16 protein-coding genes are annotated in these 17,603 nt (G+C 71.4%); 6 read left to right on the top strand and 10 right to left on the bottom strand.

Annotated features, from left to right (window positions below; genetic code table 11):
- Positions 1-7 precede the first annotated feature (7 nt).
- Genes IFT79_RS10535 through IFT79_RS10525 form a run of 3 tightly spaced genes read right to left on the bottom strand, consistent with a single transcriptional unit; the run spans position 8 to position 3,524 of the window.
- A complete protein-coding gene (locus IFT79_RS10535; RefSeq protein WP_056049355.1) occupies positions 8-853 on the bottom strand; it encodes a transglutaminase family protein in 846 nt (281 codons plus the stop codon).
- Positions 850-1,776, bottom strand: a complete 927-nt coding sequence (locus IFT79_RS10530) for an alpha-E domain-containing protein (RefSeq protein WP_056049358.1) — start codon at positions 1,774-1,776, stop codon at positions 850-852. The genes IFT79_RS10535 and IFT79_RS10530 overlap by 4 nt, the downstream gene beginning before the upstream one ends.
- Positions 1,770-3,524 carry a circularly permuted type 2 ATP-grasp protein gene (locus IFT79_RS10525; RefSeq protein ID WP_159825860.1) on the bottom strand — a complete coding sequence of 585 codons (1,755 nt, stop codon included), beginning with the start codon at positions 3,522-3,524 and terminating at the stop codon, positions 1,770-1,772. The genes IFT79_RS10530 and IFT79_RS10525 overlap by 7 nt, the downstream gene beginning before the upstream one ends.
- Before the next feature lie 196 nt (positions 3,525-3,720).
- On the opposite strand from IFT79_RS10525, the gene IFT79_RS10520 reads away from it, so the two are divergent.
- From IFT79_RS10520 to IFT79_RS10505, 4 genes are all read left to right on the top strand, one after another.
- Positions 3,721-3,933 (top strand): hypothetical protein, encoded by a 213-nt coding sequence (locus IFT79_RS10520; protein ID WP_056049364.1) that lies wholly within the window; start codon positions 3,721-3,723, stop codon positions 3,931-3,933.
- 147 nt (positions 3,934-4,080) lie between these two features.
- Positions 4,081-4,350, top strand: coding sequence for a GlsB/YeaQ/YmgE family stress response membrane protein (locus IFT79_RS10515; protein ID WP_043595797.1), 270 nt, complete (start codon positions 4,081-4,083; stop codon positions 4,348-4,350).
- A gap of 105 nt (positions 4,351-4,455) precedes the next feature.
- Positions 4,456-5,196, top strand: coding sequence for an aminoglycoside 3'-phosphotransferase (locus IFT79_RS10510; RefSeq protein ID WP_192124108.1), 741 nt, complete (start codon positions 4,456-4,458; stop codon positions 5,194-5,196).
- A gap of 120 nt (positions 5,197-5,316) precedes the next feature.
- Positions 5,317-8,031, top strand: a complete 2,715-nt coding sequence (locus tag IFT79_RS10505) for a phosphoenolpyruvate carboxylase (protein WP_446718859.1) — start codon at positions 5,317-5,319, stop codon at positions 8,029-8,031.
- A 72-nt stretch (positions 8,032-8,103) separates the two neighbouring features.
- On the opposite strand, the gene IFT79_RS10500 is transcribed toward IFT79_RS10505, so the two are convergent.
- The 3 genes from IFT79_RS10500 to IFT79_RS10490 are packed head-to-tail and all read right to left on the bottom strand — an operon-like array spanning position 8,104 to position 11,298.
- A complete protein-coding gene (locus IFT79_RS10500; RefSeq protein WP_199859668.1) occupies positions 8,104-9,081 on the bottom strand; it encodes an ABC transporter permease subunit in 978 nt (325 codons plus the stop codon).
- Position 9,082: 1 nt separating this feature from the next.
- Positions 9,083-10,027, bottom strand: coding sequence for a carbohydrate ABC transporter permease (locus IFT79_RS10495; RefSeq protein WP_192124104.1), 945 nt, complete (start codon positions 10,025-10,027; stop codon positions 9,083-9,085).
- Positions 10,028-10,038: 11 nt separating this feature from the next.
- Complete coding sequence (locus IFT79_RS10490) at positions 10,039-11,298, bottom strand: ABC transporter substrate-binding protein (protein ID WP_192124103.1); 1,260 nt, start codon at positions 11,296-11,298, stop codon at positions 10,039-10,041.
- Positions 11,299-11,588: 290 nt separating this feature from the next.
- Here IFT79_RS10490 and IFT79_RS10485 point away from each other — a divergent pair, with 290 nt between their 5' ends.
- A complete protein-coding gene (locus tag IFT79_RS10485; RefSeq protein WP_192124101.1) occupies positions 11,589-12,839 on the top strand; it encodes a Gfo/Idh/MocA family protein in 1,251 nt (416 codons plus the stop codon).
- Between the two features lie 53 nt (positions 12,840-12,892).
- Positions 12,893-13,924 carry a LacI family DNA-binding transcriptional regulator gene (locus tag IFT79_RS10480; RefSeq protein ID WP_192124099.1) on the top strand — a complete coding sequence of 344 codons (1,032 nt, stop codon included), beginning with the start codon at positions 12,893-12,895 and terminating at the stop codon, positions 13,922-13,924.
- 102 nt (positions 13,925-14,026) lie between these two features.
- Here IFT79_RS10480 and IFT79_RS10475 read toward each other — a convergent pair whose 3' ends face one another.
- From IFT79_RS10475 to IFT79_RS16410, 4 genes are all read right to left on the bottom strand, one after another.
- Positions 14,027-14,989: an SDR family NAD(P)-dependent oxidoreductase gene (locus IFT79_RS10475; protein ID WP_123572107.1), complete on the bottom strand. Its 963-nt coding sequence runs from the start codon at positions 14,987-14,989 to the stop codon at positions 14,027-14,029.
- Positions 14,990-15,057: 68 nt separating this feature from the next.
- Positions 15,058-15,684: a CDP-alcohol phosphatidyltransferase family protein gene (locus IFT79_RS10470; protein ID WP_192124097.1), complete on the bottom strand. Its 627-nt coding sequence runs from the start codon at positions 15,682-15,684 to the stop codon at positions 15,058-15,060.
- Between the two features lie 174 nt (positions 15,685-15,858).
- Positions 15,859-16,293 carry a DNA methylase gene (locus IFT79_RS10465; protein ID WP_192124096.1) on the bottom strand — a complete coding sequence of 145 codons (435 nt, stop codon included), beginning with the start codon at positions 16,291-16,293 and terminating at the stop codon, positions 15,859-15,861.
- Positions 16,294-16,508: 215 nt separating this feature from the next.
- Positions 16,509-17,594: an alkene reductase gene (locus tag IFT79_RS16410; protein WP_274604889.1), complete on the bottom strand. Its 1,086-nt coding sequence runs from the start codon at positions 17,592-17,594 to the stop codon at positions 16,509-16,511.
- Positions 17,595-17,603 lie beyond the last annotated feature (9 nt).

Below are 17,603 nucleotides of genomic sequence, written 5' to 3'. Positions count from 1 at the left end.
GGCGGGCCTAGGCCTCGCGGGTGATCTCGACCGTGACGAAGAGCTCGCTGTTCGACGACCCCGCGTAGACCCCGCGCAGCGGCGGCACGTCGCGGTAGTCGCGGCCCTGGCCGACGACCACGTGCCTTTCGCCGATGTCGATCAGGTTGGTGGGGTCGTAGCCGTGCCAGGTGCCGCAGAAGAACTCGACCCAGGCGTGGGACTCGCCCGTGACGGTCTCGCGCAGCTCGGCCGAGGGCTTCGGGTGCAGGTAGCCGCTGACGTAGCGCGCCGGGATGCCCGCCGCCCGCAGCGCACCGACCGTGACGTGGGCGATGTCCTGGCAGACGCCGGCCCGGGCGGCCCACGACTCGGCGGCCGTGGTCTTCACGTTCGTGACGCCGGGCAGGTACCGGACCGCGCCTCCGACCGTCTCGCAGATCGCCATCGCGGCGGCGCACGGATCGGCGTGGGTCGCCCGTGCCTCGGTTCCGACCGCGGCCAGGTCGGCCGGAGGCGCGGTGAGGGGCGTCTGCTCGAGGTGTTCGACGAACGACGTGCTGGCCCCCGCGACCGCCGCCAGGTCGTCCCACGAGATCGTCTCGGACGGATGCGCCTGCGGCCGCACCTCGACGAGCGACGTCGCGGTCAGCGATAGCTGCCGGTGCGGCAGCAGCACCTCGAACGACGACACCCGCGTGCCCCAGTAGTCGACGTACTCGTGGGAGGCGGCGACCGGCTCGATGCGCAGGTGCGACGAGAGCACGAACTGGCCCTCGGTGTGCGCCGGCAGCATGCGTGCCTCGTTGTAGCTCGCGACGGCCTCGCCCTGGTACGAGAAGCCCGTGACGTGCCGGATGCGCAGGCGGCTCACGATCGCTCCCCCACCCAGGTGGGCGCGGCGCTCGTCGGGAAGTACCGCTGCCTGATCGCCTCGGACGCGGCGCTCGTCGCGGCCTGCACGGTGTCCATCTGCCCGGGCAGGTCGTCGAGGATGTCGCCGATCGGCCGGAACTCGAGCTCGCTGCGCATCTGCCCGAGGATGCGCACCCCGCTGTCGGAGGCCGCGACCCGGTGGGTCGTCGGCTCGACCTCGCGCAGACAGGCCTCGGCCCGGCTGATCGCGAAGAGCACGCTGCGCGGGAACAGCCGGTCGAGCAGGAGGAACTCGGCCGCGTTGCGGGCGCTCGGCACGCCCCGGTAGGTGCGCAGGTAGGCCTCGTACGCGCCGCACGACCGCAGGATCGTCGTCCACGACGGGCCCGACGCCTCGGTGAGCGTGCGGGTCGCGAGCAGGCGCGCGGTCATGTCGGCCCGCTCGATCGACCGGCCGAGGGTGAAGAACTGCCACACCTCGTCGCGGCTCGTCGCGCTCTCGATGATCCCGACGGCGAGCGCGCTGCGTTCGCGCACCCAGGCGAAGAACTCGTGCACCTTGTCGTCGGCGACCTTGCGCGGCATGCGGGCGCGCGTCGTGTTGAGACACTCCCACAGCTCGGTCGACACGATCTCGCGGGCCCGGCGGGCGTTCTCGCGGGCGGCGCCGAGCGAGTAGGCGATCGACGCCGGGTTGTGCCGGTCGACCGCGAGCATCGACAGGACGTCGCTGCGGGCGAGATCGCCCTCGGGGGCGTCGCTGCCCATCACGGCGAGCAGGCTGCGACAGGCGACGTCCTCCTCGATCCAGGGGTCCTCGAGCAGCAGCTGCAGGTGCACGTCGAGGATGCGGGCCGTGCCGTCCGACCGCTCGATGTAGCGGCCGATCCAGAACAGGCTCTCGGCGATGCGGCTCAGCATGATGGCCCTTCGGTCGGGGTCGTTCCGTGGTCGGGAACGCGGGACGCAGGAGGCGCGGGTCGGCTTCGTGACCCGACCCGCCCCTCCTTCGTCTGTTGCTGTTGCGCCTGCTGGTCGTTGCGGGGGTCGTCCTGGGGCGCGTGGTCGGGACTGTGGTCGGCCGCCGAGGCCGCGGCCGCGGCGACCTGCTCGGGGGTGATGATCGGGAGCGACTGCGTCGGGGTCGTCTGCTCGGCGATCAGGGCGCTGACGTCGTGACCGGCCCAGGCGTTGACGTCGCCGCCGACGATCCAGGTGTCCTTCGAGCCGCCGCCCTGGCTGCTGTTGACGACGAGCTGGCCCTCGGGCAGCGCGACCCGGGTCAGGCCGCCGGGCAGCACCCAGACGTCGTCGCCGTCGTGCACGGCGAAGGGCCGCAGGTCGGCGTGCCGGGGGCGGAGTCCGTCGTCGACCAGGGTCGGGATCGTGCTGAGCTGCACCACGGGTTGCGCGATCCAGCCGCGGGGGTCGCGTCGCAGCTGGGTGCGCAGGTCGTCGAGCTCGCGGCGGCTGGCCGCCGGGCCGACGACGAGGCCCTTGCCGCCCGAACCGTCCACGGGCTTCACGACGAGCTCGTCGAGCCGGTCGAGCACCTCGTCGAGGGCTCCGGGGTCCTCGAGCCGCCAGGTGTGCACGTTCGGCAGCAGGGCGTCCTCGCCCAGGTAGTAACGGATCAGCTCGGGCAGGTAGGTGTAGACGAGCTTGTCGTCAGCGACGCCGTTGCCCACCGCGTTCGCGATCGTCACCGTGCCGAGACGGGCGGCCATCAGGAGGCCCGGCGAGCCGAGCACGGAGTCGGCCCGGAACTGCAGCGGGTCGAGGAACTCGTCGTCGACGCGGCGGTAGATCACGTCGACGCGTTCGGGCCCGCCGGTGGTCCGCATGAAGACCCGGCCGCCGGAGCAGTAGAGGTCGCGGCCCTCGACCAGCTCGACGCCCATCAGGCGGGCGAGCAGCGTGTGCTCGTAGTAGGCCGAGTTGAACACCCCGGGGGTCAGTACGACGACGGTCGGTTCGTCGACTCCCGACGGGGCACTCTTCTTGAGGGCGGCGAGCAGCCGGTTGGGATAGTCGCCCACCGGCCGCACGCGCATCGAGACGAACAGCTCGGGCAGCGTCTGCGCCATGACGCGACGGTTCGAGATGACGTAGCTGACGCCGCTCGGCACGCGCACGTTGTCCTCGAGCACGCGCCAGGCTCCGGCCTCGTCCCGGACCAGGTCGATTCCGCTGACCTGGATGCGCACGCCGTTGGCCGGGTCGATGCCGCTCGCCTGCCGGTGGAAGTGGCTCGAGCTCGTGATGAGGCTCGCGGGGATGACCCCGTCGGCGATGGCGGTCTGCGGGCCGTAGACGTCGGCGAGGAACGCCTCGAGGGCCTTGACCCGTTGCTTGATGCCGCGCTCGACGGTGGTCCACTCGGCGTGCTCGACGACCCGGGGCACGGCGTCGAGCGGGAACGGCCGCTCCTCGCCGGCGAAGTCGAAGGTGACGCCCTGCGCCAGGTACGAGTCGGCCAGCGCCGCGGTACGGCCGCGCAGGTCGTCCTGCGTCATGCCCTCGAGGGTCGCGTGGATCTCGTGGTACGCCCGACGGGGCGTGCCGTCGCGCTCGAACATCTCGTCCCACGCGGCGGCCGGCGGGCGGGCGCCGGTCGCCCGGGCCGCGGCACCCGTGGTGGTCGCGTATCCCTCGAAGAGCTCACCCATGGCTCGACGCTAGCCAGGAGGTGTTGCCGGGGTGTTTCGGTCGTGCGGCGGGGGTGTGTCGGGGTTGAGCCCGGCGAGGGAGGGGACAAAAGCGAACACCGGGAACTTCCCACCAATCCGATTTGTAACAGAGAACTCCCAGGAGGAATAGCGTCACCCCCGAACGACAAGAACGTCCCACCGGGAGGACCACCACATGCGCTTCAAGTACCTCGTCATCGCCCTCATCGCGTTCCTCGCGTACACCTACGGCGCCAAGGCCGGGAAGGGCCGCTACAAGGAGATCAGCAACTTCTTCGGCTCGTTCTGGAACGACCCCAAGGTGAAGAAGGCGCGTGCCCAGGCCAAGAAGGACGTCACCAAGGCCCGCAAGGCCGCGGTGAAGAAGGCCCGCAAGGCCGCGCACTAGTCCTCTCGACCGCTGGGGCCCGAGAGGACGACCTTCTCACGGGCCTCTTCGCATGCGGTCGTCACCCAGACCCCGCTGACACGCACCCGACCCCGACCGTCTCAGCAGCACCCGCGCACTCCGCGCACCAACGAAAAGGACCACATCATGGGCTTCCTCGCCTTCATCCTCCTCGGCCTGATCGCCGGCGCCATCGCCAAGCTCATCCTCCCCGGCCGTCAGGGCGGCGGCTGGATCGCCACCCTGATCCTCGGTGTCATCGGCGCCCTCATCGGTGGCTGGATCGGCGGAGCCGTCTTCAACGTCGGCTACGACGGCTTCTTCAGCATCCAGAGCTGGATCATCGCGATCCTCGGTGCGCTCGTCGTCCTCGTCATCTGGGGCTTCATCACCGGCCGCAAGGGCAGCCGCGCGTAAGCAGCTCCCCCGCACCACGACAGAGCGGGCCGTCCCTCCGGGGGCGGCCCGCTCCGTCGTGCCCGGGGCGGGTGCGGGTGCCGTGGCGGGTGCGAGACTCGGGGCATGTGGACGCAGAACCGGCCCGACCCCGACGCCGAGGTGCCGGAGGCGGTGGTCACGGCCGCGCGCGGCGACGCCATCACCGCGGTGTGGCGCAACGAGGCCGGCGGCACCACCTACCGCCTGGGCGAGGGCACGACCCGGCGCTTCGCGAAGTGGGCCCCGCACGGCAGCGGCCTCGACCTGCACGCCGAGGAGATGCGGCTGCGCTGGGTCGTCGACTTCACCCCCGCCCCCCGCGTGCTCGAGATCGGCGGGGACGACGCGGGCGAGTACCTCGTCACGGCGGGCGTGCCCGGGCGCAGCGCCGTCGACCTGCTCCGGGCCGCGGACCCGGCGACCGCCGTGCGCGAGGCGGGACGGGGGCTGAGGCGACTGCACGACGCGTTGCCGGTCGACGAGTGCCCGTTCAGCTGGTCGGTGGACGACCGGATCGCGACCAGCGAGAAGGCGCGCGCCGCGCCTCCTGACCTCGGCGACCCGCCGCCCGTCGACCTCCTCGTCGTCTGCCACGGCGACCCGTGCGTGCCCAACACGCTGATCGGCGACGACGGCCTCTGGTCGGGGCACGTCGACTTCGACGCCCTCGGCGTCGCCGACCGCTGGGCCGACCTCGCCGTCGCGACGATGAGCCTCGGCTGGAACCACGGCCCCGGCTTCGAGCAGACCTTCCTCGACGCGTACGGCGTCGCCGACGACCCCGTCCGCACGGCGTACTACCGGGCGCTCTGGGCCGCGACGTGAGCCGGATCGCGCCGTGTCGCGGGTCACGACGCCACGATGTGGGCACCGCGCCACGAGAAAACCTGGCGGCGTGACCACATCGTGGCGTCATGGAGCGCCCGGGTCGTCCAAGATGGTGCGGTGACCGACATCGAGACCACACGACGACACGACGGCAGCCGTGACGACATCAGCGGCGCCGTCGACGGCAGCCTCCGTCAGGACGTCAGCTACCTCGGCAGCCTGCTCGGCCGGGTGCTGCGCGAATCCGGCGGCGACGAACTCTTCCAGGCCGTCGAGGACGTCCGGGCCGCCGTCATCGCCGCCTACGAGGGAGCCGACGGCGCGAGCCTCGACGACGCCCAGCACCTGGTCGACGCCCTCGACCAGGGGCTGGCCGAGCAGGTCGCCCGCGCCTTCACCTGCTACTTCCACCTCAGCAACCTCGCGGAAGAACACCACCGCGTCCGCGTGCTGCGCCGCCGCGGCAGCGAGGCGAGCGCCGCGGGCGACTCGGTCTCGGCCACGCTGCGCCAGCTCACCGAGGAGGTCGGGGCCGAGGAGGCCTCCAAGCGACTCGACGCGCTGCGCTTCCACCCCGTGCTCACCGCGCACCCGACCGAGGCCCGCCGCCGTGCGGTCGCGTCGAGCATCCGTCGGATCAGCGACCTGATGACCGACCGCGACCGGCTCGAGAACGACGTGGCCGTGGCCGAGGCCGAACGCCGCCTCCTCGAGGAGGTCGACACGCTCTGGCGCACCTCGCCGATCCGTACCACGCGGCCCACCCCGCTCGACGAGGTCCGCACGGCCATGAGCATCTTCGACCAGACGCTCTTCGAGATCGTGCCGCAGGTCTACCGCCTGCTCGACGACCGCCTGCTCGGGGACGCCGCCGGCCGCGAACCCGCCGTCGCCCCCGCCTTCATGCGCCTCGGCACCTGGATCGGCGGAGACCGCGACGGCAACCCGCACGTGACCGCCGAGGTCACCCGGGCCGCCGCCGACATCGCCGCCGAGCACGTGCTGCTGGGGCTGCACCGCGCGACCACCCGCATCGGCGGCACCCTGACCCTCGACGAGGCCGAGACCCCGGCCTCCGCCGAGCTGGTGTCCCTCGCGGAGGCGCAGCGCCGGATGGACGCGGACGTCGCGTCCCGCATCGGCGTGCGCTCGCCCCACGAGTTGCACCGCCGGGTGCTCATGTTCGTCGCGGCCCGCATCGACGCCACCCGTCGCGAAGGGGCCCCGCTCGCCTACGGCCACCCCGACGAGTTGCTCGCCGACCTGCGCGTCGTGCAGCAGTCGCTGCGCGCGGCCGGCGCCCACCGCAGCGCCAACGGCGACCTGCAGGGCCTCGTCTGGCAGGTCGAGACGTTCGGCTTCCACCTCGCCGAGCTCGAGGTGCGCCAGCACTCGCAGGTGCACCGCACGGCCCTCGCCGAGCTCCGGGCGGCCGACCCGGTGGCGGGCGGGGAGCAGTCCAGCGGCGGCGACGCCGGGTCCGACGCCGCTCCTCCTACACGCAGCGAGACGACCGACGAGGTGCTCGCGGTGTTCCGCACGATCGCCGACCTGCAGAAGCGCTACGGCGTGCGGGCCGCGTCGCGCTACATCGTGTCGTTCACGCAGTCGTCGGCCGACCTGGCCACCGTCTACGAGCTCGCCGAGCGCGCGATGGGCGACGAGCCCGCACCCGTGCTCGACGTGATCCCGCTGTTCGAGACGTTCGCCGACCTCGAGGCCAGCACGCGCATCCTCGACGAGGCCCTGCAGACCGAGGCGGTGCAGAAGCGCCTCGCGGCGACCGGTCGCCGCCTCGAGGTCATGCTGGGCTACTCGGACTCGTCGAAGGACGTCGGGCCCGTCTCGGCGACCTTCGCGCTCTACTCCGCCCAGGCCCGCATCGCCGACTGGGCCGCCGAGAACGACATCGAGCTGACGCTGTTCCACGGTCGCGGCGGCGCCCTCGGCCGCGGCGGCGGACCGGCGAACGAGGCCGTGCTGGCTCAGCCGCCGGCATCGGTCGACGGTCGCTTCAAGATCACCGAGCAGGGCGAGGTCATCTTCGCCCAGTACGGCAACAAGACCATCGCCGCCCGGCACGTCGAGCAGATGGCCGCGGCCACGTTGCTGGCCTCGAGCCCGTCGAACGAGCAGGCCAACGCGACGGCCGCCACGCGGTTCGCCGAGGTCGCCTCGACGATGGACGTCGCCTCGCGCGAGGCGTTCTTCGGCCTCGTCAAGGCCGACGGCTTCGCCTCGTGGTTCGCGGCCGTCACCCCGATGGAGGAGGTCGGACTGCTCGCGCTGGGTTCCCGTCCCGCCCGTCGAGGCCTCTCGGTCGAGTCCCTCGAGGACCTGCGGGCGATCCCCTGGGTCTTCGCCTGGACGCAGGCCCGCATCAACCTCGCCGGCTGGTACGGCCTGGGGTCGGCCCTCGAGGCCGTGGGCGACCTCGACCTGCTCCGTGAGGCCTACGCGACCTGGCCGCTCTTCTCGGCGATGATCAAGAACGTCGAGATGTCGCTCGCCAAGACCGACGAGCACATCGCCCGCGAGTACCTGGCGCTGGCCGACCGCGACGACCTCGCCGGACGCGTCCTCGACGAGATGGCCCGCACGCGCAAGTGGGTGCTCGCGGTCAGCGGCCACGGCGAGGTGCTCGACGGCCGCCCGGTGCTCAGCCGCGCGGTGCGGCTGCGGTCACCCTACGTCGACGCGCTCTCCCTGCTGCAGCTGCGCGCCCTGCGGGCGATCCGCGTCGCGGGCGGAGGCGACCCGGCGGACGCCGACCACCGCCTCCTGCTGCTGAGCGTCAACGGGATCGCCGCCGGGCTGCAGAACACGGGCTGAGCGGACCCGACGCCTGACGCAGGAGGCGCGGGCCGGTCTCGACGACCGGTCCGCGCCTCCTGCGTCCGGGGTCTACTTCTCGGCGCCCGCCACCATGCCCTTGATGAAGAAGCGCTGGAGGAACAGGTAGGCGACCAGCACGGGGACGACCGCCATGAGGGAGGCCGCTGCCGCCGCCCCGAGATTGCTGCTCTGCTGGCCGAAGAACGCCGCGATCGCCGGTGCGATGGTCCGCACCGCGGGATCGGTCAGCAGGTAGCCCGAGAGCGCGAACTCGTTCCAGACGTTGACGCTGGTCAAGATCACGACCGTCGCGGTGACCGGCTTGAGCAGGGGCAGCACGACCTGTGTGAACACCTGCAGGGTCGAGGCCCCGTCGAGCGCGGCCGCCTCCTCGAGCGACTCCGGGATCGACCGGATGAACGCCGCGTAGAGGAAGATCGCCAACGGCAGCTGCGTCGTCACCATCACGAGGATGACGCCCCAGTACGTATTTGTCGCCCCGAGCTGCGTCAAGAACGAGTACAGCGGTACGAGGATGCTGAGCGGCGGCACCATGATCAACGCCACGATGCAGGCGAAGACGAGCTTGTTGCCGCGGGTCGACCGGCGCGCCAGCGGGTAGGCCGCGAACGCACCGAGCAGGCAGGTGATCGCCGTCGACGCGAGCGTGACGATCGCGCTGTTGCCGATGGCTCGGAGGATGCCACCGTCGACCGCCGCAGTGACGAAGTTGTCGACGGTCAGCCGGGAGAGGGGCAGGGCGAACTGGATCGCGGGGTCGCCGGGCGAACGCAGCGCGGTGGTCACTGCGATCCAGAACGGCAGCAGCTGGACGAGGCACATCAGCACGAGCCCGATGCCCAGGGCGATCACGCCGAGGCGTGCGGCCGGGGTGCGCCGGCCCGCCGTACGGGACCGGGCCGTGTCGCGGGGCTCGGTGCCGGGATCGCCGCGGTTGCGGTTGCGGTTGCGGTTGCGGTTGCGGTCGTCGGACGAGGAGGCACGGTTCGCCTCGTCGGGGACGACGGCGGTGTCGAGGGTGGTCACGTCAGGCCTCCAGTCGGCGGCGATTGAGGATCGTGTTGAGCACGAGGGTGAAGACGACGATCACGAGGAACAGCGCGACCCCCATCGCCGAGGCGTAGCCGGCGCTCTGGTTGTCGAAGTACGCCTTGCCGATCAGGGTCGAGACCGAGTTCGTCGCGTAGCCCGGCCCTCCGCCCGTGAGCACCTGGATGACGTCGAAGAGCTTGAGCCCACCGATCAGGTTCAGCACGATGCTCGTCGCGAAGGCCGGTTGCAGCAGCGGCAGCGTGACGTGCACGAAGCGCTTCCAGCCACCGGCGCCGTCGAGCATCGCGGCCTCGTGGTACATCGTCGGGATCGACTGCAGCCCGGCCAGGTAGATGATCATCGAGATGCCGGCGAACTGCAGCGAGTTGACCAGCACGATCAGGACGATGGACGTCGTCGTGTCGGCCAGCCAGGCCTGCCGTTCACCGCCGAACGCGATGACGACGTCGTTCAACGTGCCCTCGTTGTACTGGAAGAGCAGGTAGTACATCGTGCCCATGATCACGGGCGAGACGAGCACGGGCAGGTAGATGATGGCGCGCATCACGTTGCGCCCGCGGAGTGCACGGTCGAGTGCGAGCGCGAGGCCCAGGCCGAGCGCCTGCTGCACGATGGTCGACCCGAAGCCGTACACGAACGTGTTGAGCAGCGAGCTGCGGAACACCTCGTCGGTCAGGAGGCGCGCGTAGTTGTCGAGACCGGTGAAGGTCATCGTCGGCGAGTAGCCGTCCCAGTTCTGGAACGACAGCATGACCCCGCGGACGAGCGGGTACGCGGTGAACGCCCCGAGCAACAGCACGGCCGGGAGGTAGAAGAGGTTGATGCCGGGCCGTGTCGCGGCCCCGCCGGCACCGCGCCTGCGCGCGGGGCCGGTCGGGGTGCGGCGACCGAGCGTCGGCACGATCGGTGTGTTCGCCATCAGGGCACCCGTCAGTTCGACTGGCCGTAGAGGCTCGTGAAGTCCTGCTCGACCTGCTTGACGGCGCTCGCGACGTCGGCCTGGCCGGTGATGACCGAGTCGGTCGTCGTGACGAGGGTGTTCCACATGCCGTTGGGCAGGTAGACCCGGTCGAAGTAGGGCACGAGGGGCGTCTGCGCCTCGGTGACCCAGGTCTCGTAGCTGGACTGAACGGGGCCGAGGTCGCTCGTGGCGTCGGTGAGTCCGGGGGCCGAGCCGCCGGCGGCCGCCAACGCCGAGTCGTTCTCGGGCTCGCCGAGGAACGACAGGAAGGCCTTGGCGTCATCGAGGTGCTTCGACGTCTTCGAGACGCCGAAGGCGTTCATCTCGCCACCGATCAGGTACGGGTCGCCGGTGCTGCTCGGCACGGGCATGAAGCCCAGGTTCGCGTCGGGCGAGGTCATGAGCGCGTTGGTGGCGACCGAGTTCTGCTGGAACACGAAGGCGGCCTGGCCCGCCCCGAGCGCCTTCGACATATCGTCCTGGGTCGACGACGAGTAGTCGGGGTTCACGTAGCCCGCGTCGACCCACCCCTGGACGGTGTCGAGCACGCTCGCGTAGGGGCCGTCGTCGAAGGTGCCGTCTGCCAGGGCGTCGAGCTCGTCCTGCGTGTACTGCCCCGGGGCGATCCAGTCGATCAGGTTCCCGGCCGGCCCGTTCGCCTTGCCGCTGACTTGCACGACCGTGACGCCCGCGTCGTGGATCTTCGCGGCGGCGGCGTCGAAGGCGTCCCAGGTCGTGAGCGACGCCGGGTCGACCCCGACCGAGTCCAGCACGTCGGCGTTGTAGAGCACGCCCGCGATGTCGGTGTCGATCGGCAGGGCGAAGATCGCGCCGTCGTCGTCGCGCATGGCGGCGTCCAGCTGCGTGTTGACCTTCGACGCCCAGGCCTCGTCCTGAAGCGGTGTGAGGAACTGCGCGTAGCGGTCACGCGACCAGCCGTGGGTCATCCAGATGTCGGGGACGTCGCGCGAGGCGAGCTTGACCTTGAGGTCTTGCTCGTACTGCGTGCTCGAGGGGATCAGGTCGATCGAGACGTCGGGGTTGTCGCTCTCGAACTTCTCGGCGAGGGTCGTCAGCGTTTCGAGCTGGTCGGTGCCCTGAGCGAACCCGGTCTGCATCTGGATCGCCCCGCCGCCCGAACCGGCGCCGCCGGCGCACCCGCTGAGCACGGCCGCGGTCGCCGCCGCGGTGGTGAGGACTGCGCCGATGCGCAGAGTTCGTGACTTCATTGTCGGCCCTTCGTGGCTGCTGACCGGCGTCGCACGAGAAGGGGCTCATCGGTGAGCCCCGGCGTCCAGCCGGTCGGTGGCGGCGAATCTACACGTGTAGCTGTTCGGCCACAAGACCGGATCTCAAACCCGATAATCTAGGCGGACGGCCGATCCTGCAGATAGTTGTCACGAGTAGACCTTTCGTGTCAGACTCCCGTCCACAGCGCCGCCGACGATGCTGACCACGGTCGGGTCGGGGCGCCCCCCGCACCCACCGAGCAGAGTTGCTCACCATCGAAAGGCCAGCCATGGTTTCCCTCGGGATCGTCGGCGCCGGACAGTTCGCCGGCCAGTTCGCCACCCTCTTCAAGGTCCACCCCGACGTCGAACGGGTCATCGTCACCGACCTCCTGCACGAGCGCGCCGACGAACTCGTCGAACGCGAGGGGCTCGACGGTGTCGTCGACTCGTTCGAGGCGTTGCTCGAGACCGACGTCGACGCGGTCGCCCTCTTCACGCAGCGGTGGACGCACGGACCGCTCGTGGTGCAGGCCCTCCGCGCCGGTAAGCACGTCTACTCGGCAGTCCCGATGGCGATCGCCGAGGACGAGATCGCGGCGATCATCGACGCCGTCCGCGAGACCGGCCTGACCTACATGATGGGCGAGACCAGCTATTACAACCCCGCGACCGTCTTCGCCCGCAAGAAGGTCGACGAGGGAGCCTTCGGCCGCGTCTTCTACGCCGAGGGCGACTACGTCCACGACATGGACCTCGGCTTCTACGCGGCGTACCAGTACAGCGGCGGCGCCGACTGGAAGCAGACGGCGAGCTATCCCCCCATGCACTACCCGACGCACTCGATCGGCGGCGTCCTCGGGGCCATCCCCGGCCACGCGGTCAGCGTCAGCTGCATCGGGGTGCGCGACGAGCGCGGCGACGGCGTCTTCGACCGCGAGGTCAGCCAGTTCGGCAACGACTTCTCGAACGCCAGCGCGCTGTTCGAGCTGGACAACGGCGGCGTGATGCGCATCAACGAGATGCGTCGCGTCGGGTACCCGTCTCAGATCAGGGAGTCGCGGTTCCGGTACTTCGGCACCGAGGCCAGTTTCGAGCAGCTCGCCACGATCAGCCTCTGGCAGGACAAGGCCGACGTCACCGACGTCACCGCCGACCTCACGACGCTGCCGAGCATGCCACTCGACGACCCCTCGCTGGCCCACGTCGCCCCCGAGCTGCGCGAGGCGTTCGTCTCCGGTCACGCACCGGTACACGTCGTCGACCGGCTGCCCGAGGTCTACCACGGCATGCCGAGCGGCCACGAGGGCAGCCACCACTTCCTGGTGGACGACTTCGTCCGCGCCGTCGTCGACGGCACTCTCCCCCCGGTCAACGCCTGGGTCGCCGCACGCTACACGCTGCCCGGCATCGTGGCGCACCGCTCCGCCTTGCAGGGAGGCGAACGACTGACCGTGCCCGACTTCGGGGACGCCCCGGCCGACCTGCCGAGGCCAGAGCGAGCCGGGGCCGCGGCTACGATTGCCGCAGGCTCCAACTGAGCGACGCGACGTCGGTCCGTGGTGGCAGAGCCGGGCAGAAGGAGGCGAGGCGCATGTCGTCGACCACGCCCCCTCCCCGCGGTCAGGTCACCCGGTCCGACGTCGCCCGGTACGCCGGCGTGTCGACCGCGGTCGTGAGCTACGTCGTCAACGCCGGACCCCGGCCGGTCGCCGCGGCCACGGCCACCCGGGTGCGCGAGGCGATCCGGGTGCTGGGCTATCGCCCCAACGCGAGCGCCCGAGCCTTGCGCACCGGCTCGACCCGGATGCTCGGTCTGGTGGTCCCCGAGATCGGCAACCCGTTGTTCGCGGGGCTCGCCGTCGCCGTCGAGCAGACCGCGGGCCGACTCGGGCACGCGGTGTTGCTCGTCAACAGCGAGAGCGACCCTCACATCGAGCGGCGGCTGATCCAGTCGCTGGTGTCACGACAGGTCGACGGCATCATCCTCAGCACGGTCCAGTACGGGGCTGCCGTCGTCGACCTCTCGACACTCGGGGTGCCCTCCGTACTCCTGAACACGTTCGAAGCCCGCGAGGGTTTCGAGACGGTCGGCGTCGACGCCAGGGCCGGGGCCCGGGCCGGGGTCGAGCACCTGATCGAACACGGCCACACACGCGTCGCTCTGATCATCGGCCATTCCGGCGACGCGGTCGAAGCCCGCGAGCAGGGCTGGCTCGACGCCACCCGGGCGGCCGGCCTCCCCGACGGCCCCCTCGTACGGGCTCCCTTCACCCGACGCGGCGGTTACGACGCGGCCATGAGGCTGTTCGACGCCCCCGTGCCCCCGTCTGCCCTGTTCGCGAGTTCGGACATGCAAGCCGTCGGCGCACTTCGCGCCCTCGACGAGCTCGGCCTCCGCGTGCCCGACGACGTGGCCGTCGTCTGCTTCGACGGCACGGAAGAAGCAGACTTCGCCACGCCGCAGCTCTCGGCCGTCCGGCAGCCCGTCGAAGAGATGGCCGACGAGGCCGTCCTCCGACTGGTCTCGCCCCGCGAGGGCGTGGCACCGCACCACGTCTCGTTCACACCCCTGTTGCGCACCGGACGGTCCTGCGGCTGCCCCGTCCGACCCCTCGACGCCTGACCGGCGGCGGCTGCCCAGAGGCAGCGCGACGGTGGGGACGCAGGAGGCGCGGGCGGGGTCGTCGACCCGGCCCGCGCCTCCTGCGTCCTGCGCCTGCGTCGGTCAGGCGAGCAGCTGCTCGCTGAGCGCCCAGAGGCGGTCGGACTGCTCGGGGTCGAGGGCGTAGTCCTTGACGCCGCGACCGCGGGCGTCCTCGCGGAACGGCTCGGCCTCGGCGACGTCCTCGAAGTAGCGGGCCCCGACGCCCTCGGCGAGGGGGTGGACGGCCACGAAGACCGACGTCGCGGCCCCCTGCTGCGTCGACTTGAACGCGGGGTTGGGGGTGCCGTCCTCGTCGATCCAGCCGCGGTCGAGCATCTCCTGCTTGGGCAGGTGGCGCTGCAGCGGCGTCATGATGCCGCCCGGGTGCACGGCGTTGGCCAGCACGCCGTCGTCGGCCCAGCGCTGCGTGACGCCGACGGCGAAGAGCGAGTTCGCGGTCTTCGACTGGCCGTAGGCCGACCACGGGTCGTACTCGCGACGCTCGAACATCACGTCGTCGAACACGACGGGCGAGAAGTGGTGGCCGGTCGAGCTGAGCGACACGAGTCGCGACGGGGTGCCCGAGGCCTGGGCGCCCTCGACCAGGGCTCCTCGGAGCGCGTTCGCGAGGGCGAAGTGACCGAGGTGATTGTTGCTGAACTGGAGTTCCCACCCCTCGGGGGTGCGGGTCTCGGGCGTGGCCATGATGCCGGCGTTGTCGATGAGCACGTCGAGCGGGCCCTGCCACGCGTCGGCGAAGGCCTGCAGGGTGTCGCGCTTCTCGAGGTCGAGGATCGCGGCACGGACGGTGCCGCCGCCGTCGCCGGTGCTCTCGCGGATGTCGGCGACGGCCTGCTCTCCCTGTTCGGGGCGGCGCACGGCGAGGGTCACGTCGGCGCCGGCGGCGACGAGCGAGCGGGCGGTCTCGATGCCGATGCCGGACGCGGCGCCGGTCACGACGATGCGCCTGCCGGTCAGGTCGAGGCCGTCGACGACCTCGTCCGCGGTGGTGGCGGCGCTGAAGGGGGTGGTGATGCGAGTCATGGGGTCGACGCTACGCCCGGGCCCCGGGCGGGCGGTCAGGCCCTGGACGGCGGTCGGACCCCGGACCGTCAGGCGGTTCGGCGGGCGCGACGGGTGCGGACGAGTGCCGCGGCGTAGAGGACGGCGGCGACCCAGTGGCCGACGAGTCCGGCCCAGAGCACCACGAGGCCGATCGTGCGGGCGACGGCACCGGCGTCGGCGAGCGGGGCCGACGCCGCGCCTCCCGATCCGCCGAACTGGTCCACGACCGCGGCCGCGACCAGCACGAGCAGCAGCCCGACGAAGATGAGAGCGGTGCGGATCTTGCCGACCCACGTCACCGGGAACGAGGCCCCGGCCAGCACGAACAGGGCGTAGGCGCTCAGCAGCAGGTCGGGCACGAGCAGCAGCGGCAACACCGGCCACGGCACGAGACCGCCCGCGACGAACGCGATGACGACGACGATCACGGTGATGCGGTCCGCCACCGGGTCGAGCCACCGGCCGAGCTCGGAGGTGGTGTTCGTCCGGCGGGCGATGAACCCGTCGAGGAAGTCGGTCACGAAGACGACCGCGATGACGACCATCGCCGACCAGTAGTGCTGCCCGACGATCAACACGAGGAACACCGGCAGCAACAGCAGCCGGGCCGCCGAGATGGCGTTGGGCACGGTGCGCCATTCGTCCTGTCGGAACAGCTTGTCGACGAGCGTCACGGGGCCCCCTCTGCACGATCGCGCGGACCGTCGGTGCCGGTCGCACCGATCACACCCGAGGAGGCGCGGGTCGCGCCCCCGAGATCGCCTCGAGTCTACGGGTGCCCCGCTCCCGACCCGAGGACGCCTCCGCCGTCAGGCGGTGCCGTCAGGCGGTGTTGTCATCCGGTGCCGTCAGGCGGTGCCGTAGAGGGCGGCGGGCAGCTCCCGCGTGAAGATCTCGGCCGTCTTCGGGCCGACGCCCTTGAGGTCGGTGAGGCGGCGGGTCAGCTCGGCACGGTCGGCCGACGACCGCACGAGGTGGTTCACCGACCCCCAGTCGGAGTCGATGCGCCCCATGACCTCGTGCAGCTCGTCGCTCATCACGTGGTCGATGCGGGCGTAGCCGGCCTCGTCGAGCAGCCGGCGCAGCCCCTCGTGGTCGTGATCGGCGAAGCGTGCGGGGCTCGTCAGCCCGTGGTCGACGAGCACCTGGTAGGTCTCGGCGGCCACGCTCTGCTGCACGGGCCGGCCGAACAACACGCTCGCGAGCAGCCAGCGGTACAGCTGCTGCGGCGAGCCCTCGCTCACGTCGATCCCGAGGTCGGACGGGTGCTTCACGTCGGTCATGCCGTCCTGTCTACGCCGGGTGCGCGGCGCGGGTGACGCGACCCGCGCCTCCTCGGCTCGCCGTGCGCCGGCGGCCGCGCGGACCGGCCGCACGGACCGGCCGCGCGGGTCGGCCGCACGGGCCGGCCGAACGACGACGGACCCCGCCCCGGGCGACCGACCACGGGAGGACGTGGTGGGTCGCCCGGGACGGGGTCCGCGGTGCGGGCGCCGGACTAGCGCGCGGCGTGCTCCAGCGTCGGGTAGTCCGTGTAGCCCTCGGCACCCTCGGCGTAGAACGTGGCGGGGTTCGGCTCGTTGACCTCGTGGTCACCCTGCCACCGCTCGACCAGGTCGGGGTTGGCGATGGCGAAACGGCCCACGGCCACGGCGTCGGCCTGGCCGTCGGCGACCTCGGCGATGGCCTCGTCGCGCGTGGTGATCTGACCGAAGCCGCTGTTGACGATGAAGGCACCACCGAAGCGCGTGCGGAGGTCCTGGACGAGCTCGCCGCGCAGGTCGGCCTGCAGCACGCTGAGGTAGGCGAGGCCGAGCGGCGCGAGGCCCTCGACGAGCGCACGGTAGACGGCCGTCACGTCGGCGACGTCGGTCTCGACGACGTCCTGGATGTTGTGCATGGGCGACAGCCGGATGCCGACGCGGCCGGCACCGATCGCCTCGGCCGCGGCGGTCGCGGTCTCGATCGCGAGGCGGGCGCGGTTCTCGGGGGTTCCGCCGTACTCGTCGGTGCGGACGTTCGAGACGGGCGAGAGGAACTCGTGCAGCAGGTAGCCATTGGCGCTGTGGATCTCGACGCCGTCGAGCCCGGCCTCGAGCACGGCGCGCTTCGACGCGGCGACGATGTCGGCCGTGACCTGGTGGACCTCGTCGGTCGTGAGGGCGTGCGGCACGGGGAAGTCGACCTTGCCGGTGGCGGTGTGCACCTGGCCGTCGATGGCGATCGCGCTGGGGGCGACGATGCGGTCGGTGCGCGTGATGTCGGTGTGCGAGACGCGGCCACCGTGCATGACCTGCATGACGATCTGGCCGCCCTCGGCGTGGACGGCCTCGGCGACGCGCTTCCAGCCGGCGACCTGCTCGTCGGTGACGATGCCGGGCTGACCGTCGTAGGCCTTGGACTCCTGCGAGGGCCAGGTGCCCTCGGTCGTGATCAGACCGAAGGAGGCGCGCTGACGGTAGTGCTCCACCACGACGTCGCCCGGAACGCCGTCGTCGCCGGAGCGGAGACGGGTGAGGGGCGCCATGACGACGCGGTTGCGCAGCTCGAGCTGGCCGAAGGTGGCGGGAGAGAAGAGGTCCAAGGGTGGTCC

This window comes from Frigoribacterium sp. CFBP 8759 (genome assembly GCF_014841655.1).
Classification (GTDB): domain Bacteria; phylum Actinomycetota; class Actinomycetes; order Actinomycetales; family Microbacteriaceae; genus Frigoribacterium.
Note: the sequence above shows the minus strand (reverse complement) of the source record. Positions and strands in the feature narration are given on the sequence as shown.